This is a genomic window from Glycomyces albidus, assembly GCF_009451885.1.
Lineage (GTDB): Bacteria > Actinomycetota > Actinomycetes > Mycobacteriales > Micromonosporaceae > Glycomyces > Glycomyces albidus.
Genome location: NZ_WIAO01000006.1, coordinates 34,086 through 55,225 on the forward strand (window position 1 = coordinate 34,086; position 21,140 = coordinate 55,225).

Annotated in this window: 18 protein-coding genes; 5 read left to right on the plus strand and 13 right to left on the minus strand. The window is 70.6% G+C overall.

The features are described 5' to 3' along the window. Positions 1-2 precede the first annotated feature (2 nt). Genes GFD30_RS27495 through GFD30_RS07110 form a run of 3 tightly spaced genes read left to right on the plus strand, consistent with a single transcriptional unit; the run spans position 3 to position 7,223 of the window. Entirely contained in the window at positions 3-2,270 is a 2,268-nt protein-coding gene (locus GFD30_RS27495) for a glycosyltransferase (protein WP_322633031.1), read from the plus strand. Beyond that, positions 2,267-3,703 (plus strand): glycosyltransferase family 2 protein, encoded by a 1,437-nt coding sequence (locus tag GFD30_RS07105; protein WP_322633032.1) that lies wholly within the window; start codon positions 2,267-2,269, stop codon positions 3,701-3,703. The genes GFD30_RS27495 and GFD30_RS07105 overlap by 4 nt, the downstream gene beginning before the upstream one ends. Continuing rightward, on the plus strand, positions 3,693-7,223 hold the full coding sequence (locus tag GFD30_RS07110; RefSeq protein ID WP_153024503.1) for a PQQ-dependent sugar dehydrogenase: 3,531 nt from the start codon (positions 3,693-3,695) through the stop codon (positions 7,221-7,223). Before GFD30_RS07105 ends, GFD30_RS07110 begins: the two co-directional genes overlap by 11 nt. A gap of 546 nt (positions 7,224-7,769) precedes the next feature. Here the strand turns inward: GFD30_RS07110 and GFD30_RS07115 are convergent. Genes GFD30_RS07115 through GFD30_RS07130 form a run of 4 tightly spaced genes read right to left on the minus strand, consistent with a single transcriptional unit; the run spans position 7,770 to position 11,971 of the window. After that, positions 7,770-8,651 (minus strand): carbohydrate ABC transporter permease, encoded by an 882-nt coding sequence (locus GFD30_RS07115; RefSeq protein ID WP_153024504.1) that lies wholly within the window; start codon positions 8,649-8,651, stop codon positions 7,770-7,772. 8 nt (positions 8,652-8,659) lie between these two features. Further along, on the minus strand, positions 8,660-9,583 hold the full coding sequence (locus GFD30_RS07120; protein ID WP_322633033.1) for a carbohydrate ABC transporter permease: 924 nt from the start codon (positions 9,581-9,583) through the stop codon (positions 8,660-8,662). Positions 9,584-9,610: 27 nt separating this feature from the next. Next, the gene (ngcE, locus tag GFD30_RS07125) at positions 9,611-10,999 is read right to left on the minus strand and encodes an N-acetylglucosamine/diacetylchitobiose ABC transporter substrate-binding protein (protein WP_153024505.1); all 1,389 of its coding nucleotides are present in this window, start codon (positions 10,997-10,999) and stop codon (positions 9,611-9,613) included. A gap of 51 nt (positions 11,000-11,050) precedes the next feature. After that, positions 11,051-11,971, minus strand: a complete 921-nt coding sequence (locus GFD30_RS07130) for a MurR/RpiR family transcriptional regulator (protein WP_153024506.1) — start codon at positions 11,969-11,971, stop codon at positions 11,051-11,053. Between the two features lie 186 nt (positions 11,972-12,157). On the opposite strand from GFD30_RS07130, the gene GFD30_RS07135 reads away from it, so the two are divergent. Further along, the gene (locus GFD30_RS07135; protein WP_153024507.1) at positions 12,158-13,111 is read left to right on the plus strand and encodes an N-acetylglucosamine kinase; all 954 of its coding nucleotides are present in this window, start codon (positions 12,158-12,160) and stop codon (positions 13,109-13,111) included. 285 nt (positions 13,112-13,396) lie between these two features. Here the strand turns inward: GFD30_RS07135 and murQ are convergent, their stop codons facing one another. Then, positions 13,397-14,323: an N-acetylmuramic acid 6-phosphate etherase gene (gene murQ / locus GFD30_RS07140; RefSeq protein WP_322633034.1), complete on the minus strand. Its 927-nt coding sequence runs from the start codon at positions 14,321-14,323 to the stop codon at positions 13,397-13,399. A gap of 102 nt (positions 14,324-14,425) precedes the next feature. On the opposite strand from murQ, the gene GFD30_RS07145 reads away from it, so the two are divergent. Beyond that, the gene (locus GFD30_RS07145) at positions 14,426-15,307 is read left to right on the plus strand and encodes a MurR/RpiR family transcriptional regulator (protein WP_153024508.1); all 882 of its coding nucleotides are present in this window, start codon (positions 14,426-14,428) and stop codon (positions 15,305-15,307) included. A 42-nt stretch (positions 15,308-15,349) separates the two neighbouring features. Here GFD30_RS07145 and GFD30_RS07150 read toward each other — a convergent pair whose 3' ends face one another. The 8 genes from GFD30_RS07150 to rpsH all read right to left on the minus strand — a co-directional run bounded on the left by GFD30_RS07150 (position 15,350) and on the right by rpsH (position 21,089). After that, positions 15,350-16,018 (minus strand): peptidoglycan recognition protein family protein, encoded by a 669-nt coding sequence (locus tag GFD30_RS07150; RefSeq protein WP_153024509.1) that lies wholly within the window; start codon positions 16,016-16,018, stop codon positions 15,350-15,352. Between the two features lie 56 nt (positions 16,019-16,074). Then, positions 16,075-16,866 (minus strand): lysozyme, encoded by a 792-nt coding sequence (locus tag GFD30_RS07155; protein WP_322633035.1) that lies wholly within the window; start codon positions 16,864-16,866, stop codon positions 16,075-16,077. A 137-nt stretch (positions 16,867-17,003) separates the two neighbouring features. Beyond that, entirely contained in the window at positions 17,004-18,845 is a 1,842-nt protein-coding gene (locus tag GFD30_RS07160) for a glycoside hydrolase family 3 protein (protein WP_153024511.1), read from the minus strand. A gap of 85 nt (positions 18,846-18,930) precedes the next feature. Next, positions 18,931-19,347, minus strand: coding sequence for a type II toxin-antitoxin system VapC family toxin (locus tag GFD30_RS07165; RefSeq protein ID WP_153024512.1), 417 nt, complete (start codon positions 19,345-19,347; stop codon positions 18,931-18,933). Further along, complete coding sequence (locus GFD30_RS07170) at positions 19,340-19,585, minus strand: AbrB/MazE/SpoVT family DNA-binding domain-containing protein (protein WP_227995937.1); 246 nt, start codon at positions 19,583-19,585, stop codon at positions 19,340-19,342. The genes GFD30_RS07165 and GFD30_RS07170 overlap by 8 nt, the downstream gene beginning before the upstream one ends. A gap of 146 nt (positions 19,586-19,731) precedes the next feature. After that, positions 19,732-20,127: a 50S ribosomal protein L18 gene (rplR, locus tag GFD30_RS07175; protein WP_153024514.1), complete on the minus strand. Its 396-nt coding sequence runs from the start codon at positions 20,125-20,127 to the stop codon at positions 19,732-19,734. Continuing rightward, on the minus strand, positions 20,127-20,666 hold the full coding sequence (rplF, locus tag GFD30_RS07180) for a 50S ribosomal protein L6 (protein ID WP_153024515.1): 540 nt from the start codon (positions 20,664-20,666) through the stop codon (positions 20,127-20,129). The genes rplR and rplF overlap by 1 nt, the downstream gene beginning before the upstream one ends. Positions 20,667-20,681: 15 nt before the next feature. After that, positions 20,682-21,089, minus strand: coding sequence for a 30S ribosomal protein S8 (gene rpsH / locus GFD30_RS07185; RefSeq protein WP_106361889.1), 408 nt, complete (start codon positions 21,087-21,089; stop codon positions 20,682-20,684). Between the last annotated feature and the right edge of the window lie 51 nt (positions 21,090-21,140).

A 21,140-nucleotide genomic window follows, 5' to 3' on the forward strand; every position in this document is an offset into this window, starting at 1 on the left:
GCGTGGCCGTGGTCATGCCCGCCTACCGCGAGGAGGCCAACGTCGCCTCCACGGTGCAGGACTTCCTCTCGACCCTCGTCCGCGAAGGCGTCCCGCACGCGGTCGTCGTCGTCGACGACGGCAGCGACGACCGCACCGGCGCGATCATCGACCGCCTCGCCGCCGCCCACCCCGGCCGCGTCATCGCCGTCCACCACGAACGCAACCAGGGCTACGGCGCGGCCGTCCGCACCGGCCTCGAGACCGCCCTCCGGCGCACCGCCTTCCGCGAGATCCTCCTGACCGACGCCGACTGCCAGTTCCGCGCCGAGGACCTCGTCCGGCTGCGCGAACGGAAGAAGGAGGAGCGCGCCGACGCCGTCATCGGCTACCGGCGCCGCCGCGCCGACCCGTGGCGCCGGCGCCTCAACGCCGCGGTGTGGACCCTGCTGTGCAAGACGCTCCTGCACGTCCCCGGACGCGACGTCGACTGCGCCTACAAGCTCATCGACCGCTCGCTCCTCCAGGACCTCGAACTCAGCGGCGAAGCCGCCGCGATCTCCCCCGAACTCCTGTGCCGCATCAGCGGCGACGGCGCCCGCATCGTCGAGCACCCCGTCGAGCACTACCCGCGCGAGCACGGCGAGCAGACCGGCGCGCGCCTCTCGGTCGTCGTCAAGTCCCTCGCCAGCCTCGCGGTCGTCTACGGCCACATGGTCCGCGACGCCCGCCGGCTCGGATGGGCGCGGCGCCTCGCGGCACCGAACGACCCCGGTGCGGCCCTGGCCGCCCTCGCCGCATGCGCCGCCGCCGTCATCGCCTACCTCTACTTCGCCGACCACGGCCACCTCCTCGCCTACAAGGACGCGAACTCGCACCTGCTCATCGCCAGACGCGTCGTCGACAGCCCCACCGCCGGACTCGCCCAGCTCGGCGGCGTCTGGCTGCCCCTCCCCCACCTGCTCGCCGCACCGCTGTCGCTGTGGGAGGGCCTGTACCTCAACGGCTTCGCCGGCGCGTTCGTCTCCATGGCGTCCTATGTGGTCGCCGTCCGGTACCTGTTCGCGCACGCCCGGTCGCTCTCCGGCCACTGGGCCGGGGGCCTCACCGCCGCCGGCCTGTTCGCCCTCAACCCCAACGTCCTCTACCTCCAGGCCACGGCCATGACCGAGCTGCTGCTCTTCGCATGCGCCATCGCCGCCCTCCACTACCTGCACGAATGGTGCACCGAAGGGCGCCTGCGCGACCTGTCGCTCGCCTCCGGCGCGGTCCTCGCCGCCACCCTGACCCGCTACGAAGGGTGGATCCTCTTCGCCGTCGCCGCCGCCATCGTCGCCGTCACCGCCCTGCGCCGCCACCGCCGCTACGCGCACACCGAGGGCGCCGTCGTCGTCTTCGGCTTCGTCGCCGGCGCCGGCATCATCGGCTGGGCGCTCTGGAACCTCGCCATCTTCGGCGACCCCATGAACTGGAAGTCCGGCGAGTACGCCGACGCCTCCCTCTGGGTCGCCGAGGGCGAGGCCAACGTCGGGTCGCTCCCCACCGCCATGGAGACGTACGGGCTCGCCGCCCTCCACAACCTCGGCATCGCCACCGCCGCACTCGGACTCGCCGGACTCGTCCTGCACGCGGTCCGGCGGCGCCTGCACTCGCGCGCCCTCGTCCCCTACGCGATGCTCGTCTTCGCGCCGTTCTTCGTGTGGGCGCTCTACACCGGCGAACGGCCCCTCCACGTCAAGGAGGTCATGGGCGCGCTCTACAACGTCCGGTTCGGGCTCATCATGCTCATCCCCGCCGCCGTCTTCGCCGGATACCTCGTCGGGACCCTCGCGAAGCGGCTCCCGGGGCGGCGCCTCGCCGCCGGAACGCTCGCCGCCGCCTCCGTCGCCGGAGCGACCGTCGCCGTCGGCGGCGCCGTCACCCTCGACGAAGCCGTCGAATACCGCGCCAGCGGCTGGGAGGCCGACAACGCCGCCGTCGCCGAATGGCTGCGCGAGCACCACGACGGCGGCACCACGCTCATGATGTCGTTCGAGAACGAGTCCGTGACGTTCGAATCCCAGGTGCCCACCGGGTCGCTCGTCTACGAAGGCTCGTACCGGATCTGGGAGGAGGCCCTCGCCGACCCGCACGCCGCGGGGGTCGAATGGATCTACATGCGCGCCGTCCCCGGCTCCGAAGACGACGTCTGGGACGCCCTGTGGGGCACCGACACCCTCGAAGACCACTACGAACTCGTCTACGACGAAGGCGACCGCCTCGTCTACCGCGCCGAGGAGGACCGCAAGTGAACCCCGACGCCCCGCCCGCCGGGCTCAGCGCCCAGCGGCTCCTCAGCACCGGCCAGACCGCCCTCGTGCTCACCGCGGCCGGCACCGTCGCCGCCTCGATCGCGCTCGACCTGCTCACCGGGTTCGGGCCCGGCCCGCTCCAATGGGCCCAAGGCGCCATGTTCGCCCTCATCGCCCTCTACCTGGCCGTCATCGGCTTCAAACTCGCGATGGTCCTCGGCTCCGGCCGGTCCACCGCGATGCGCTTCGAACCCGGTGCCCTGGAGACGTTCCCGGACTCCGAGCTGCCCCGGTACACCGTCCTCGTGCCGCTGTACCGCGAAGCCGCCGTCGTGCCCGGCCTGGTGCGGCGGCTCGCCGCGATGGACTACCCCGCCGAGAAGCTCGAGATCCTGCTGCTCGTCGAAGCCGACGACGGCGAGACCCGGGCCGCGCTCGCCGCGCAGCGCCTCGGGCCGGCGTTCCGGACGGTGGTCGTGCCCGACACGCAGCCGAAGACGAAACCGAAGGCGTGCAACGTGGGCCTGGCCCGCGCCACCGGCGACCTGTGCGTCATCTTCGACGCCGAGGACCGGCCCGACCCCGACCAGCTCCGCAAGGCCGCGCTCGCGTTCCGGGTGCTGCCGGACCGGGTCGTGTGCGTGCAGGCCGAACTCCAGTACTGGAACCCGTGGACGAACTGGCTCACCCGGTGCTTCTCGGCCGAGTACGCCACCAACTTCAGCCTGACGCTGCACGGCATGGACCGGCACCGGCTCGCGATCCCCTTGGGCGGCACGTCGAACCACTTCCGGATCGACGCGCTCCGCGACCTCGGCGGCTGGGACCCGTTCAACGTCACCGAGGACGCCGACCTCGGCATCCGGATCGCCCGGCGCGGCTGGGACGTCCGGATGATCGTCTCGGTCACCGAGGAGGAGGCGAACTCGCGGCTGGGCAACTGGATCCGCCAGCGCAGCCGGTGGATCAAGGGGTATCTGCAGACGTGGCTGGTGCACTCGCGGCAGCCGCTCCAGCTCTGGCGGGAGCTGGGGACGAGGAAGGCCCTGGCGATCCACTTGACGCTCGGGTTCTCGACGGTGACGACCCTGATCAACCCGCTCATGTGGGCGATGACGCTGTCGTACTTCGTGTTCGGTCCCCAGTGGATGGAGCCGCTGTTCCCGGCGGCCGTCCTCTACGGGGGCATGTTCGCGATGATCGCGGGCAACGCGCTCATGTGCTACGCGCTGATGCTCGGCTGCCTCAAGCGGGGCCTGTACGCGGCGGTACGGGCGATGCTCACGGTGCCGCTGTACTGGGGGCTGATGAGCGTGGCGGCGTACAAGGCGCTCGGGCAGCTCCTGCGGCCGAGCAAGCGGCACTTCTGGGAGCTGACCGAGCACGGCCTGGACACGTCGGACGAGGCCGCGGAGGTCGCTCATGCCCGCTAGGTTCCTGCGCCGCGGGGCCGCCGCCGTCCTCGTGGCGCCCGCCCTGCTGTTCGTGCCGGGTGCGGCCGAGGCCGCTCCCCCGGGCGAGTTCGAGAGGCTGCTCGTCGTCGGCGGTCTGGAGGAACCCACGTCGTTCCGGTTCACCCCGGACGGCGACATCCTGGTCGGCGAGAAGAACGGCGACATCGAGCTGGTCGAGGACGGCGTCCTCCACGAGCACCCGCTGATCGAGCTGGCGACGGCCGGCTCGGACGAGCGGGGCCTGCTCGGGCTGGAGCTCGATCCGGATTTCGCGGCGAACGGGTACGTGTACGTCGGCTACACGGCCGCGGACAATCTGGACCGGTTGAGCCGCTTCACGATGACCGGCCACGAGATCGACCCGGGCTCCGAGCTGGTGCTCATCCGGTCGGAGCAGGACGCGAACGTGTTCCACCACTCCGGCAGCGTCGGGTTCGGCCCGGACGGGAAGCTGTACTGGACGCTCGGCATGAACACGAACAACCAGAACCCGCCGAACCTCGGGAACGTGCACGGCAAGATGCACCGGATCAACGCCGACGGGTCGGTGCCGGCGGACAACCCGTTCGTGGACACGCCGGGTGCGGAGCCGACGGTGTGGGCGTACGGGCTGCGGAACTCCTTCCGGTGGGACTTCATCCCCAGTGGACCGAATGCGGGGAGGATCCTGGCCGGGGACGTGGGCGGCTCGGAGTGGGAGGAGCTCAACCTGGTCGAGCGCGGCGCGAACTACGGGTGGCCGCACGTCGAGGGCGTGTGCGCGGACTGCCCGTACGCGCAACCGGTGTACACGTACCCGCACACGGCGCCGCCGGCGAGCGCGGGCTCGATCTCGGCCGTTGAGGTGTACGGCGGGGGGCTGCTCGGGGAGCGGTACGAGGGCGCGGTATTCGTCGCGGACTACACGCTCGGGTTCGTGAAGTACCTGGTCATGGACGAGGCGTACGAGACGGTGGTGTCGGTGGAGGACTTCGACGCCGACGCGGGGACGCCGGTGGAGCTGCGGACCGGCCCGGACGGGGCGCTGTACCAGTTGAACATCTACCCCGGTGAGCTGTACCGGATCGCGCCGTCGGGCGGGAACCGGACGCCGGTCGCGGAGGCGGCCGCGGCACCGGACAGCGGCTACGCGCCGCTGGAGGTGGCGTTCTCGTCGGCCGGTTCGGGCGACCCGGACGGTGACGCGCTGGAGTACGCCTGGGAATTCGGGGACGGCGGCGCGTCGACCGAGGCGAACCCGGTGCACACGTACACCGAAGAAGGGGTCTACCAGGCGGTGCTCACCGTCTCGGACGGGGGCAAGTCGGCGCAGGCGCAGGTCGAGGTCCAGGTCGGGAACACGAGACCGGAGGCGGTGGTCCTGACGCCGGCGGCGGGTCTGACGTACGACGGCGGCGACACGATCGCCTTCTCGGGCGAGGCCGCGGACCCCGAGGACGGGGCGCTGGCGGCGGCGTCGCTGTCGTGGACGGTGCAGTTCCACCACGGCGACCACGTCCACCCGTTCTACGGCCCGGCCGAGGGCGCGGGCGGTGAGATCACGATCCCGACCGCTCCGCACGGCGGGGACGACACGTTCTACCGGATCGCGGTGACGGCCACGGACTCCGGCGGGCTGACGGACACGAGCCACGTCGACGTCCATCCGAACACCGTCGAGGTGTCCGTCGCGACCGACCCGCCGGGGCTGGAGTTCACCCTCGACGGCCGGCCGCTCGCGTCGGCGGCGAAGCGGATGGTCGTGGGCACCGAGTACGTGCTCGGCGCGGAGTCGGTGCAGTACGCGGACGGTTCGCGGTTCCGGTTCGCGGGCTGGTCGACCGGGGCGGAGCAGCAGCACGTGTTCACGGTGCCCGGAGCGGATACGGCGGTCACGGCCCGGTTCGAGGAGCTGCCGTACCCGCCGGACCCGTGGGAGTCGACCGACGTCGGCGAGCGGACCCAGTTGGGGCTCAGCAGCTTCGACGACGGCGAGTTCACGGTGACGGGCGCCGGCTGGGATGTGTGGGACCAGACCGACGAGTTCCATTTCGTGCACCGGCCGCTGGTCGGGGACGGCTCGATCACGGCCCGGCTGACGTCGCAGGACGGCGCGAACCCGTGGGCGAAGGCCGGTCTCATGTGGAAGGCCGCGGCCGAGGAGGGGGCGACGTACGCGGCGATCGCGGTCACCCCCGGGAACGGGGCGCATTTCCAGGCGGACTTCGGGATCGACGGCGGGGGCTTCGCGTACACGGAGGGTGCGGCGTGGCTGCGGTTGACGCGGTCGGGCAACGAGTTCACGGCCGAGCTGTCTCCGGACGGCCTGGCGTGGACGGTGATCGGGTCGGCGACGGTGCCGATGCCGGCGGATGCGCGCGTCGGCCTGTTCTCGACCTCGCACGACAACACGCAGTTCTCCACTGCGGTCTTCGACTCGGTGGCGGTCGCGGCCGCGGATCCGGGGTTGACGTGCGGGGACGTCGGCGACCCGGTGATCGCGGGCTCGGCGTCGTTCGCGCCGGACGGGACGGCGGCGCTCACCGGCGCGGGGGACGACGTCTGGGGCGATGCGGACCAGTTCCACTACTGCCACCGGGTGCTCGAGGGCGACGGCGAGATCATCGCCCGGGTCGCTTCGCTGGACGGCGCGAACGACTGGGCGAAGGCCGGCGTCATGGTGAAGGCCGCGGCCGAGGAGGGCGCGGACTACGCGGCGGCCATGGCGACCGCGGCGGAGGGCGTGCACTTCCAGACCGGATTCGACACCGATGTGGACGGTCCAGTGTCGGATGCGCCCGTGTGGCTCCGGCTCGTCCGCGAGGGGTCCCGGGTCACGGCGTACCACTCGCCGGACGGTCTGGCGTGGGAGCCGTTCGCGAGCGCGGTCCTGGCGGGCCCGGCGACCGTGGGGCTGTTCGTGACCTCGCACGACGGGAGTGCGACGGCCACGGCGGTCTTCGACTCGGTGTCGATCACCGATGCGGTGCCGGAGGTCCCGGAGCCGTGGACGTGCGCCGACGTCGGCGGTCCGCGGATCCCCGGAGACGCGGTGTTCTCCGGCGGCACCGTGACGGTGGTCGGTGCGGGCGACGACATCTGGGGCGATGCGGACCAGTTCCACTTCTGCCACCAGCCGCTCGCGGGCGACGGGGAGATCACGGCCCGGGTGGTCTCGCAGGAGCACACGGACGACTGGGCGAAGGCCGGCCTCATGGTGAAGGCGGCGCCGGAAGCGGGCGCCGACTACGCGGCGCTGATGGTGACGCCCGCGAACGGCGTGCATCTGCAGTCGGGGTTCGACACCGACATCGCCGGGACGGAGGCGGGGGCCCCGATGTGGTTGCGGCTCAGTCGCACCGGGGACACGGTCACGGCCTCGTGGTCGGCCGACGGCGTGGTCTGGTCGGTCTTCGGCACCGCGGAACTGCCTGGTGGAGCGGTGATCGGCCTGTTCGTCACCTCCCACGACGGCTCCGACCCCGGTGCCGCGGTCTTCGACTCGGTCACCGTGGATTAGACGGGCGCCGGGGCTCTGCGAGCCCCGGCGTCTTCGGCCGCCCGGGACGCGAAGGGGGCATCCCGGGCGGCACCCCGCACCGGTTATCCACACCCGATCCACCTGCGGAAACGCCGGCTCCCCCAGCGTTATCCACAAGTAGGTTCTTCGCGTTCGACACTGACTGCCCCGACCTGTTGTAGTGGATAGCAAAAACGTCATCAGCCGGACCGGCGGGATGGCGGCGACAGGAGGGGATTCGCGAACGTCGCCATACCGAGACCGCGCGCGGGAAGCCGCCCGCGCGGCGGTCCCCGCCGGTCCGAACGCTCCGCGCGGAGCATGCGCGGGCGGCCGACCTGACGAGGCCGGCCGCCCGCAAGAACCAACGAGAAAGGTGTACGCCGACGGCGGCTTCGAAAGACCTGGGCCCAAGCCGCTGGCCGCACGACCATTCATCCCGCGGTTCACCGGCCCGCACCGATGCGCAGGGGCCACCGCCGCTGGCGCGGTGCCGGCCCCCTGCGCATCGGGTCCGGTGCTGCTACTTGTCGGGGCTCGGTGGTGCTACTTGATGGCGCCCGCGGTGAGGCCCGCCTGGATCTGGCGTTGGAAGACGACGTAGGCGATGAAGATCGGGATCATCGCCATGACGGTCCCGGCGAACAGGGCGCCGGGGTCGCCCTCGTAGCCCTGGCGGAGGGCGAGGTTGGCGAGGCCCTGGGAGATGACGGCGTCGTCGGGGTTGCGGCCCATGAGGACCAGCGGGAGCAGGAACTGGTTCCACTGGCCGATGATGTTGAAGATCGTGATCGCGATGAGGCCCGGCCGCGCCATCGGGAGCATCACCTGGAAGAACAGGCGGTAGTGCCCGGCGCCGTCGACGATGGCGGCCTCGGCCACCCCCGTTGGGAGCGTTCGGAAGAACGCGGTCAGGAAGAACACCGTGAACGGCAGCGAGTAGGCGATGTAGACCAGGACCAGCCCGGTGTACGTGTTGAGCAGCGCCACGTTCTGCAACGTCTTGAACAGCGGGAACAGGGCCAGGAACACCGGGAACATCATGCCGGCGGCGAAGCCGAAGTAGATGATGCGGTTGCCGATGAACTGGTAGCGGGCGATCACGTACGCGGCCATGGCGCCCAGGAGCATCGTCCCGGTGATGCTGAAGACCATGACCTGCAGCGTGTTCAGGAAGTAGGAGCCGATGTTGCCGTTGGTCCACGCGTTCGCGTAGTTCTCCCAGTGGAGGACCTCGGGGAGCCCGAGCGGGTCGGAGGCGATCTGCCGGGTGGGTTTGAACGAGGTGATGACGATCCACGCGACCGGGATGATCACCAGCAGCGACCACAGCCACAGGAGGCCCTGGGAGAAGAAGTTGAAGGCGACGCCTTCGCGGGGGGCGCCGGAGGCGCGGCTCGCGGGTTTGACGGGGGTCTCGGTTGCCATGTCGCTCCTCAGAACTCGATCTGCTCGCGGCGTCCGAACCGCAGGGAGACCACGGCCAGGGTGAGGGCGGCGAAGAACAGGACCACGCCGATGGCGGAGGCGAACGCCTGCTCGCCGTGGTTGAACGCGTATTTCCAGATGACGCCGCCGACGACTTCGCTCGCGGCGTCGGGGCCGCCGCGTTCGGGCGTCATCATGTAGACGAGCACGAACACGTCGAGCGCGACGATCGACAGGTAGATCCACGCGGTCTGGACCGAGTCCCACAGCAGCGGCAGCGTGATCTTGAAGAACGTCTGGAACCGGCCGGCGCCGTCGATGATCGCCGCCTCGTAGAGGTCCCGCGGGATCGACGCCATCGCCGAGGAGAAGAACACCAGGTAGAACCCGACCGCGCTCCACACCAGGACGGCGATGACGGCCGCGAGCACGAACCGCTTGTCGGCGAGGAACCCGTTGACGGGCGCGGGGAGCCCGACCGCGGACATCGCGCCGGTGATGAGGCCGCCGAAGTTCTCGGGCGCGTACACCTGCTTCCAGAGGATGCCGATGATCGCCACCGAGAGCACCTGCGGGAAGAAGTAGACGACCTTGTGGAACTTCGAGCCGCGCACGCCTTCGATGCGGCCCTGGCGGCTGCGGCCGCCCAGGTTGAGCATGAACGCGAAGAACAGGCCCAGCGCGATCGTGACCACCGGGAGCACCACGAGGATGATCCCGGTGTGCCGCAGCGCGGGCAGGACGAGCCGCTCGTCTTTGAACAGGTTCACGTAGTTGTCGAACCCGATGTAGTCGAAGGAGTTCGTCGACCCCGACCAGTCGGTCAGGGAGATTTGAAAGGCCTGGGCGAACGGCAAGATCACCAGCCAGGTGTACAGCCCCACCGGCAGCGCCAGGAAGCTCAGGATGAACGGGTACCTGCCGTGCTTCACGACCCAGGCCCTCCTCTCGTGTCGGACCTAGCCGTCGTGGCGGAACTTCTCGATGGTGTCGTCGGCAGCGGTCTCGTCGGCGACGGTCTGCATCCGGTCGATGAACTCCGCCGCGGTGGATCCGCCGGACGCCAGCGCGCCCAGGGCGGCCTTGACCTCGTCGCTCATCCCCGTGTACCAGAAGCGGAACCGCGGCTGGAAGAGGTCGTCGGGGTTGGCCACGAGCTGGTCGGTGGCCTGGGCGGCCGGGTTCTCGAGCTCGACGCCCTTGACGACGGTGGCGGCCTGGACGGTGTCGCCGAAGATCTGCGCGCCTTCCTTGGAGAGCATGATCCGCAGGTACTCGTAGGCGCCGGCGAGGTTGGTGGCGTTCTTGGGGACCACGAACGGCTCTTCGCCGCCGGCGCTGATGAGGCCGGGCTGGACGGAGCCTTCGAAGTACGGGACGCCCATGGGCATGTACTCGAAGTCGGCGGGTGCGATGGCCGCCTGCTCGTTGGGGAGCCAGGAGCCGCACGGGATGAAGGCGGCCTTGCGTTCGTTGAACGCCGTCTGGGATTGGATGTGGTCGATGCCGGGCGTGCCTTCGAGGAAGTAGCCGGCGGAGTTGAGCGCGGCGATCGCCTCGGCGGCCTTGACGACCGACTCGTGGCGCCAGGCGTCGGGTTCGAGGTGGTCGATGTTCTTGAGGACGTCGACGCCGCCGTGGCGGCCGGCGAGGATGAGCAGCATGTCGTAGAGGTAGACGGGGTGCTGGCCGGCGTAGGTCCAGGGTGCGATGCCGGCGGCCTGGATGGTCGGGCAGAGGGCGAGCATCTCCTCCCACGTGGTCGGCGGGGTCCAGCCCTGGTCGCGGAACAGTTTGGCGTCGTACCAGATCGTCCACGCGGAGAACACGTAGTTGAGGGCGAAGACCTCGCCGTTGAAGGTGCCCATCTCGAGGACGCCGTCGCGGAGCGTCTCGCGGACGGTGACGTTCGGGTCGTCGTACGAGGGCGCGTCGAGCAGGGGCGTGAGTTCCGCGAGTTCGCCGTCGCCGACGAGGGAGTCCATGGGGATCTGCTGGGCGCCGGAGTTGTCGAGGACGTCGCAGGGCTTGCCTTCGGCGAAGCGCGGCTGCTGGGTCTCGGCGATCGCCTGGGTGGCGAGGTGGGTGATCTCGGCGTCGGGGAACGCGCGGTTGTAGATCTCTTGGTGGGCGACGGCGTATTCGTTGCCGAAGCCGCCGTCGAAGATGACGACGTCGAGCGGCGCGGAGCCGTCGACGCCGAAGGGGTTCTCGGCGTCCTCGCCGACGGTGACCTCGTCGGCTTCGTCGTCGCTGCCGCTGGTGGCGCAGGCGCCGAGGGAGGTGGCCGCGAGTCCGGCGGCGGTGGCCCCGAACAGGTTGCGGCGGGTGAAAATCGGATTCCTCATGGGTTTTCGCTCCTGGGTTGGGGGTAAGGGTTGCGTTCGGTCGGTCGGCGGTCAGCCGGCGCCGTTCCGGGTCCGCGGCGTCGGGCGGTGGCCGACCACTGCTCGCGCGCGGGATTCGAGGGCCTCGGAGGCTTCGGGGAACCGCCGCTGTGCGACGGCTATGTGGACGAGGTCGGCGACCAGGAGCTGGGAGTGCCTGGCGGCGAGCAGGTCCGCTCGGTGGTCGGTCTGCCGGGAGGCCGAGACGAGGGTGACGTCGGCGATCTCGGCGATGGGTGAGTGCGGGAAGGCGGTGAGGGCCACGGTGAGTGCGCCGCGGCTGCCGGCTTCGGAGAGCATTTCGACGATCTCGACGGTGGTGCCGGAGACGGAGGCGGCGATGGCGACGTCGCCTTCGGCGAGGATCGCGGCGCTGGCGAGGGCGTCGTGGACTTCGGTCCAGACCCAGGCGGCGACGCCGGTGCGGTAGAAGCCCATCTGGAGTTCGCGGGCGACGATGGCGCTGGAGCCGACGCCGTAGACGTCGACGCGGCGGGCGGCGGCGATGGCCGCGGCGACGCGTTCGACGGCGGCGAGGTCGAGGAGGTCCATGGTGTCGCGGAGCATGGCGGCGTCGATGGTGATGAGCTGCTTGAGGACTCGGTCGAGTGGGTCGTCGGGGCCGATCTCGCGGCCGATGTTGACGTCCCAGCCGGTCTCGTGCCTGGCCGAGGCCCTGCCGGTCTCGGTGGCGATGGCGACCCGGAGGGCCGCGTACCCGTCGTATCCGAGGTGACGGCAGAATCGTGTGATGGTTCCTGGGGAGGTGCCCGAGAGCTCGGCGAGGTCCATGATCGTCGCCCGGGCCGCGGCTTCAGGGTCGGCCAGGACTTGGCCGGCCACTTTGGACATGGCGTCTGAGAGTTCGCTCGCGCCCATCCGGATCCGTTCGAGGACACCGATCTGGGCGGTGGCGCCTGGCGCGTCCGTCATGGTCGCGGCGACGCTTGCGAGCCGTGGTCGTGCTGGGTGCGGTCCATGGGCGTCCCCTTCAGTGAGGTGGAATCAAGAAAAACTATTACCTATGCCACACACCTGTCAAGATCGTGAGAATTTTTTTTACTGGTTTGCAACTAGGGCGGATACTGCTGGTAGCGCGAGAAGCGAGGAACCCTCAATATGCATGCAAGACTCGCCGTCGGCCTTGACGCCGGCGGGACCAGCAGCCGCGCCGTCCTCATCGATGAGAGCGGCGCGGTGCTCGGCACCGGCGCGTCCGGGCCGGCCAATCCCGTGGGCGGCGACCGAGAGATCGCGCTGTCCAACATGGCGCTCGCGTTCCAGCGGGCGCTCGGCGGCATCGACCCGTCCGAGGTCGGCTCGGTGTGCGTCGGCACCGCAGGGGCGCTGTCGCTGACCGAGGAGGTGCGCGAGGTCTCCGCGGACCTCAAGCGGCGCTTCGGCACCGACTGCGACGTCGAGGTGGTCTCGGACGCGGTCATCGCGTTCGCGGCCGGCTCATCGGCCGCAGACGGCACGGTCGTCGTCTCGGGCACCGGCGCGGTGGCGTTCGCGATCCGCGACCGCACTCCCGCGCTGCGCTCGGACGGCTACGGCTGGCTGTTCGGCGACGCCGGCTCCGGCTTCTGGCTCGGCCGCGAAGCGGTCCGGGCGGCGCTGCGGCACATCGACGGCAACGGCCCCGGCGGCCGGCTCGTCGAGGCCATCATCGCCGCGATCGCCCCGGACAAGCGGCGATCGGGCGCGCTCGTCGCGAAGTGCATGGCGGACCCTCCGGTTCGCTTGGCGCGCTTCGCGGCCCTGGTGTGCGAGGCCGCCGACGGCGGCGACCCGGTCGCCGAGTCGATCGTGGCGCGGGCCGTGGGACACCTGGCCGAATCGGTGTCGTACGTCGTCGACCGCGACCTGCCGATCGTCATGGCCGGCAGCCTCCTGACCCGCCCGACCCCCATCGCCGCGCTCCTCCAGGAGCGCTTCAGGCTGGTCTACCCCAAGGCCGGCATCAGCAAGGCGACCGACCCCGCGATCGGCGCGGCCTGGATGGCCGCCCGGGTCTTCGTCACCGACCCGGCCGACCGCGCCCGCCTCCACCGCCAGCTCGCCTGGCGCTGACCCCCTCGGCACCGGCACCCACCGGCCGCCAATCCCCCACCGAACCCGTCGCCGCGACTCGCCGACCGAACCGCGCCCACCCACCGGGCGTCCGATCGAACACCGACGCCGCCCTCACCGACCTGCCACTCTCACCGGGCAGGATCGAACCGGGGGCGGCTTCGAGTCTCCACCCCTTCAACGCCCGCACCAGGCACGCCGACAGGCACCGCCACCGGTTGTCGCACCCGAAGGGCACCATCGAAGCCGGGGGCGGCTCCGCGCCCCGGCCGATGCGGCGTGCCCTCAGGCCGCCAGCGCCCCCGAGAGCCGTCCGTCCGCCCGTTCCAGTCTCGCGCCGGCCTCGGCCGCGTCGACGCCGAGTTCGAGCATGACGACCGCGGTCTTCACGTGGTTGCCGGAGGCGGCGAGGGCGGCTTCGGCCTCGTCGGGGCCGGCGCCGGTGATCTCGCGGATCATGCGGACGGCGCGGGCGGCGAGCTTCTGGTTGGCGACCTTCATGTCCACCATGTAGTTGCGGTAGACCTTGCCGAGGCGGACCATGCTGATCGTCGAGATCATGTTGAGCACGAACTTCTGGGCGGTCCCGGACTTGAGCCGGGTCGAGCCGGCGACGACCTCGGGGCCGACCTCGACTTCGATGCGGTGCTCGGCCGCGTCCGACAGGACGGTCCCGGTGTTGCAGGACAGGCCGACGGTCAGCGCCCCGCGGCGGCGCGCCTCCCGGACGGCCGCGACCACGAACGGGGTGCGGCCGCTGGCGGCGAGGCCGACGACGGCGTCGGCCGGGCCGATGCCGTCGGCCGCGATGGCGGCCTCGCCGGCGGCGGCGTCGTCCTCGGTGCCTTCGACCGCGCCGCCTTCGGCGGCTTTGCCGCCGGCGATGATCGCCTTGACGAGGTCGGGGTCGGTCGAGAACGTCGGCGGGCACTCGGCGGCGTCCATGACGGCCATCCGGCCGGCGGTTCCGGCGCCGACGTAGCGCAGGCGGCCGCCTTTTGCGAGGCGGTCGGCGACGGCGTCGATCGCGGCGGCGACCTCGGGCAGGACCGCGGCGACGGCGGCGGATACGCTGGCGTCGGCCTCGTTCATGGTCTTCGCCAGGTCGAGGGTCGACAGGTCCTCGATGCCCGCGTAGCGCGGGTCGGCCCGCTCGGTGGCCAGCATTGCCAACAGGGTGCGCGCCTCGTGGCGCTCGGTCGGTTCACTCACAGTTGCGAGCCTAGCGCAATGAAGTAAAATTTCATTCATCCCGTCTCGGGTGAAGAATCGCGCCGCACCATGGCGGTTCCGCCGCAGGTGTACCGTGACGTCATGCCAGCAAGTCGCACCGACGCGCCCAACCTCCTGGTGCTCATCAAGTCCGTCCTCCCCTCGCTGTCGAAGGCCGAGACGAAGGTCGCCCAGGAGATCATCCGCGAACCCGAGGCCGCCTCGACGCGGACCATCACCGAACTCGCCCGCGCCGCGGGCACGTCCGAGGCCACGGTCGTGCGCTTCTGCCGCTCCCTCGGGCTCGCGGGCCACCGCGAGCTGCGCATGCGCGCCGCTCAGGCCGTGATCGGCACCGGCGACGGCCCCGACCGCGAGATCGCCGGCGGCGACATCCCCACCGGCGCCGACATGTCCCGCATCATCGCGACGGTCTCGTACGCCGACATGGGCGCGATCACCGACACCGCGAACGCGCTCGACACCGCCGCGTGCGAAGCGGCGGTGGCGGCGCTCGCGGCCGCGGGCCGCATCGACGTGTTCGGCGTCGAGGCGTCCGGCATCGTCGCCGCGGACCTGGTCAAGAAGCTCCACCGGATCGGCTGCACCGCGTTCTCGTGGCCCGACGTGCACTCGGCGCTCGTCGCCAGCGCCCTCGCCGGGCCCAAGGACGTCGCCGTCGCGATCTCGCACTCGGGTGCGACCACGGAGACGGTGGAGTTCCTGGAGGCCGCCCGGGACCGGGAGGCGGTCGCCGTCGCGATCACCAATCACGCCCGGTCGCCGCTGGCGCAGGCCGCGGACCTGGTCTTGACGACCGCCGCGCGCGAGACGACGTTCCGCTCGGGCGCGACGGTGAGCCGCATCGCGCAGCTCATGGTCGTGGACTGCCTGTTCGTGGGGGTGGCGGCCAAGCAGCGCAAGCGCACGGCGAAGGCGCTGGCGGCGACGGCGGCGGCGGTGTCGCACCGGCAGCGGACGTGACGGTCGCGCGCGGCGGTCACCGTCGCCGCGCGCGACCGGGTCTCACCGGTACCGGTAGGTCTCGACCTCGTCGCGCAGCCGCGGGAGGCGGTCGTGGATGATGCCGGGGCACAGGGTCGAGTTGAAGTCCATGTGCCCGTAGATCTCGCTCGAGGGGGTCGCGTACTGCTCGCACGCGAACGCGCAGAGCGTCACGAGCGATTCCCATTGCGCGGCCGGCGGGACGGCGCCGTCGTGGTAGGACCCCTCGTTGGAGATGCCGATCGCGGTGGTGTTCTGGCCTGAGGTGTGGATGCCCTGGATGAACCGGGTGCCGGCGTACAGGGCCGCGAGGCTGCCGGTGGTGCCCTCGGTGATCCAGCCGCCGCGGCTGACGAAGAAGTTGTATCCGGTGTCGCGCCAGCCGTTGTCGTCCATGTGGAGGTTTTGGACCCAGCGCGCGTGGGCGTGGGCCTGGGCGCGGGAGAAGTCCGATGTGTTCGGTGCGACGGTGTGGTGGACGATGAGCTTCGCGGGCCTGCGGTTGATGACGGGGTTGGAGCCGTTGGGGCGCCGGGCGCCCCATTCGGCGGTCGAGTCGATGTCGGGCTCGAGGGCGGCGCTGCCGGAGTCGGCGTGCGCCGGGGAGGGGCCGAGTGCGCCGACGCCGGCGGCGGCGATCGCGGCGCCGCCGCCGAACAGGGCCCGGCGGCGGATGCGGTGGTCGTCCATGGTGCCTCCAGGGGTGCGCGGGGGCCGGGCCGTCGGGCCCGGCCCCCGATCGGCCGCTAGGTGTTGTTGGCGAGCGCCAGCAGGCGGTCGCGCGCTCCGTTGAAGTAGTTCCGGTCGACGTTCCCGGAGATGCCCGAGACCGATCCGGTGGAGGTGTACTGCCAGAACGTCCAGGTGGTGCTGCTCCATCCGGCGGGGAGGGCGGGGGCCGAGACGCCCCAGTGCGCGATCCACAGGGGGCTGCGCGAGGCCATGCCGGTCCACGAGCCGGTGCAGGTGTTCCACCAGGACGCGGTGGTGTAGATGACGACGTCGCGGCCGGTCCTGGCCTTGTACGTGTTGTAGAAGTCGAGGATCCAGTTGCGCATCCCGGTGGTGCTCAGGCCGTAGCAGGCCGCGCCCGAGGGCGGGGCCTCCAGGTCGAGCGCGCCGGGGAGGGTCAGGTTGTCGGCCGACCATGCCCCGCCGTTGCTGGCGAAGTAGTTGGCCTGGGTGGCGCCGCTGGAGGAGTTCGGCCGCGCGAAGTGGTAGGCGCCGCGGATGACGCCCGCGGCGTGTGCGGCGGGGTAGTTGGTGTTGAACCGTGGGTCCTTGTAGGAGGTGCCCTCGGTGGCCTTGATGTAGGCGAACTGGACGCCGGAGTTCCGGACCGAGGTCCAGTTGATGGCGCCCTGGTAGTGGGAGACGTCGATGCCGGCGATGCGGGTCTGCGCCTGCGCGGGGCTCGCGATGGCGAGTCCGCCGGCGGTGAGGGCGGCGGCGAGGAGGACCACGACCGCGGCGCGGAGGCCGCGGCGTCGGTCGCGGAGATCCCGAAGGGTGGTTCGGAGGGTTGCGAAGAGGTTCACACGATGCTCCCTGCTTGTCAGGAGATCTGCCATTTGGGGGGAGTGCCTGGTTTGGCACCCGGCCCCCAGTATGGAGACAATCTCCACAAACAGTCAAGCCTGTGAAAATAACTTTCCGTTGCCGGGCGGTGAACGTGCTATTCGTAGCCCAGGCCGTGGCCGAACGGGTACAGGACCCCGCCGCCCTCGGCGGGCACGTCGACCGGGAGGGCCCCGGTCGGGGCGATCGCGCCGACGATGACCTTCGCCAGGGCTGCAAGGGAAGCGGGCGCGTACGAGTACGCGGCGAGGACCGCGTTCGCGCCGCGGACGTGCGCGGCGTCGTATGGGGTGCCGACTGCGGCGGCGACCACCGGGGCCGGGCCCCCGGCCAGGGCGGCGACGAGGTCGGCCTGCGGCGAACCGGCGCGTACGTTTCGGGTCGCGACGACGACGAGGTCGCGGCCCGCGGCGGCGCCCTTCGCGGCGGCGATCGCGTCGGCCCCGGGCGCCTCGCCCGTCAGCAGCACCTCGACGCCGAGGCCCTGGGCGGCCAGTGCCGAGGCCAGGCGCTGGGTCGTCTGCTCGCCCCAGCCGGTCACCAGGACGCCGCCGGAGGCGCTCGCGGCCCGGAACGGCAGCGTGCCGTCGTTCGCCAGGAGCGTCACCGACCGGTCGGCGATGTCGTCGGCGGCGGCCCGGTTCGCATCGGACCCGACGACCGCGGCGGCGGCGCCCTCGTCCGTCTCCGGATCGTCCACAATGCCGCGCGAATGCTTCAAGGCGAGAATGCGCCGCACCGATTCGTCGATGCGCTCCTCGGTGAGCTCGCCCGAGGCGACCGCGTTCAGCACCGCCTCGTACGCGAGCGGGAAGTCCGGCGGCATCAGCAGCAGGTCGGCCCCGGCGAGCAGCGCGAGGACCGGGACGCGGTCGTCGCCGTACCCGGTGCGCACGCCCTGCATGTCGAGCGCGTCGGTGACCACGACCCCGGTGAACCCGAGCCGCTCGCGCAGCAGCCCCGTGAGGATCGGCCGCGACAGCGTCGCCGGCGCGAGCGAGTCGTCCAAGGCGGGGAACTGCAGGTGCGCCGACATGACCATGTCGGTGCCGGCCGCGATCGCGGCCTGGAACGGCGGGGCGTCGATCCGCTCCCACTCCTCGGCGGTGTGCGTGATGACCGGCAGGCCCAGGTGGCTGTCGGTCGACGTGTCGCCGTGCCCCGGGAAGTGCTTGGCCGACACCGCCACTCCCCCGGCCTGGTAGCCCCGTACCTGCGCGGCCGCGAAATCGGCGACCAGACCCGGATCCGAGCCGAAGGACCGGACCCCGATCACCGGGTTCTCCGGATCCACATTGACATCCGCATCGGGCGCGAAGTTGTGGTTCACGCCCATCGCCCGCAATTCCGCCCCGGCGATCGCGGCGGCGCGCTCGGCCGCCTCCACGTCGCGCGTGGCGCCCAGCGGCATCGCCCCGGGGAACTGCGTCGCCGGCTCGCCGATGCGCACCACCGAGCCGTACTCCTGGTCCGTCGCGATGAGCAGCGGCACGGTCGAGGCCGCCTGCAGGCCGTTCGAGAGCGCCGCGATCTGCGCCGGGTCCTTCAGGCCGTTCGCCCAGTCGAAGTAGATGATCCCACCGGGCCGGTACGCGGCCACGAACGCGGCCCCGTTCTCGGCACCCAGGCGCTCCCGGTTCGACGCGACGGCCTCCGTATCGGCCGTGTCCGCCGCCTCCCCGTGGACGTACACCATGAACAACTGCCCGACCTTGTCCTCCAGGGACATCGACGCGAGCAGCTCCCCCACCGGGTCCTGGGTCGTCTCGTCCACGGGCTCGTCCCCTTCCGGTTCACCGCCGCGATCGGACGTCGCCTCCGCGATCAGCGCACCGCCGCCGACGACCGCGAAGGCCGCCGTGACACTGGAGATCAGCACGGTCTTGCGGGAGAGCTTCGCCGAACGCACCCGCCCATACTCGCGCAGCCGGTGAACCATGCCGCATCCGGCCCCCATCTGAAACGGTCCAAATCACCCCGAAAATGCCGAACAGGGAGGAGCAGGGCTCCTCCCGGTGGTTCATCTACTCCGGCCCGATGACTTCCAGCTTCGGATAGTAGGTCTTGAACCGGGCGGTGTCACGAGTGAGCAGCCGGAGCCCGCGGACCATGGCGTGCGCACCGATATAGAGATCCGGAAGCGGTGTGCGCTTCGTTCCGCCGAACTTCTTGTACTGCTGGAACGCCTTGCCCGCCAGGAAGGCCGCAGTGTAGGGAAGCGTTTCCCTGTCGACGACCTGGGCTGGCAGGACCGCGTCGAGTTCACCGATGCTGTTGAAGCGGTTCGAGACCTCGGCGTAGATGATCGGATTGATGAAGAGCCCGCCTTCGTTGAGGCAGCGGGCTATCGTGCGCTTCGCGCGCGGACCCCATTGCTCGTCCGCCCCGAACACGTCGATCCACACATTGCTGTCGACGAGCGTTCCGAGGATCCTAGTCATCGCCGCGGAGCATCGCCATGAGCTCGTCGGTGGTCTTGTCCATGTTCGCGGTCCCCTTGCCGTAGATACGGCGCACGAACCGCTCCCCCTTAGTGAGGTCGTCGTCGACCGGCTTGAGGTACACCTTCCCGTTCTCGTCGGTGTAGAACTCGAACTCGTCTCCGGCCTGCCAGCCGAACTCGGCGCGGATCTCGGCCGGCACGGTGACCTGGCCCTTGGTGTTCATGAGCATTCCCATTGTTGTCACCTCCCAAAGCTAAGCGATACTCCGGCTCCGTTCTGACATGTTAGCTCCCACCGCGTGTCGCCCACATGTTTCGAGACGACGAAAGCCGGGCCGGAGCAGATGCTCCGGCCCGGCTTCTGAAAAACCGTCCTAGCGGACTAGAACTTCAGACCGGCCTCGCGGGCGGCGTCGGCCAGGGCCGCGACGCGGCCGTGGTACTTGACGCCGCCGCGGTCGAAGACCACGGCCTCGACGCCGGCGGCCTTCGCGCGCTCCGCGACCAGCTTGCCGACTTCCTTCGCCTTCGCGGTCTTGTCGCCCTCGAACGCGCGCAGACCAGGCTCCACCGTCGACGCGGCGGCCAGCGTGTGGCCCTGCACGTCGTCGATGATCTGGGCCACGATGTGCTTCGAGGAGCGGAAGACCGCCAGGCGCGGCTGAGCGGCCGTGCCGTTGACCTTCTTGCGACCGCGGAAGTGCCGGCGGTTCTTGCCGATCCGGCGGCGCTCGGACACCGACCCGGACGGGCGGCGGTTTTCGAGTTTGCTCGCCATTACTTACCTGCCTTCCCGGCCTTGCGGCGGATGCGCTCGTCGACGTACTTCACGCCCTTGCCCTTGTAGGGTTCCGGCGGACGCAGACGGCGGATGTTCGACGCGACCTGGCCGACGAGCTGCTTGTCGATGCCCTCGACGTGCAGCAGGGTCGGACGCTCGACCGTGAACGAGATGCCCTCCGGCGCGTCGACCTGGATGGTGTGGGAGAAGCCGAGGCTCATCTCCACGCCCTTGCCCTTGGCCTGCGCCCGGTAACCGGTGCCGTTGATCTCGAGGGACTTCTTGTAGCCCTCCGAGACGCCGACGACCATGTTGTTGACGAGGCTCCGCGCCAGGCCGTGCAGGGCCCGCGACTTGCGCTCGTCGTTCGGGCGGGTCAGCGACAGCGACCCGTCCTCGTTCTTCTCGATGCCGATCGGCTCGGGCAGCTCACGGCTGAGCTGGCCCTTGGGGCCCTTCACGGTCACCGTCGCGCCATCGATCTTGACGTCGACGCCGGAGGGCACCAGAATCGGCTGCTTCCCAATGCGGGACATGCTTATACCCTCCTGCTACCAGACGTAGGCGATGACTTCGCCGCCCACGCCGCGCTTGCGAGCCTGGCGGTCCGTCAGCAGGCCCTGGGACGTGGACACGATGGCCACACCCAGGCCGCCGAGGACGCGCGGCAGCTCAGTGGACTTGGCGTAGACCCGCAGGCCCGGCTTGGAGACGCGGCGCAGTCCCGCCAGGGACCGCTCGCGGCGCTCGCCGAACTTCAGGTCGATGACCAGGGTCTTGCCGACTTTGCCCTCTTCAGGCTCCTCGGCGCGCCAGTCGGCGATGTAGCCCTCCTGCTTGAGGACCTCCGCGATGGAGGCCTTCATCTTGGAGTGCGGCATCGACAGCGTGTCGTGGTAGGCCTGGTTGGCGTTCCGCAGACGGGTCAGCATGTCTGCGATCGGGTCGGTCATTGTCATTAGCGTTGTATACCTTTCTCACCCCGGTTCCCCGCCTTGTGCACCGGCGGG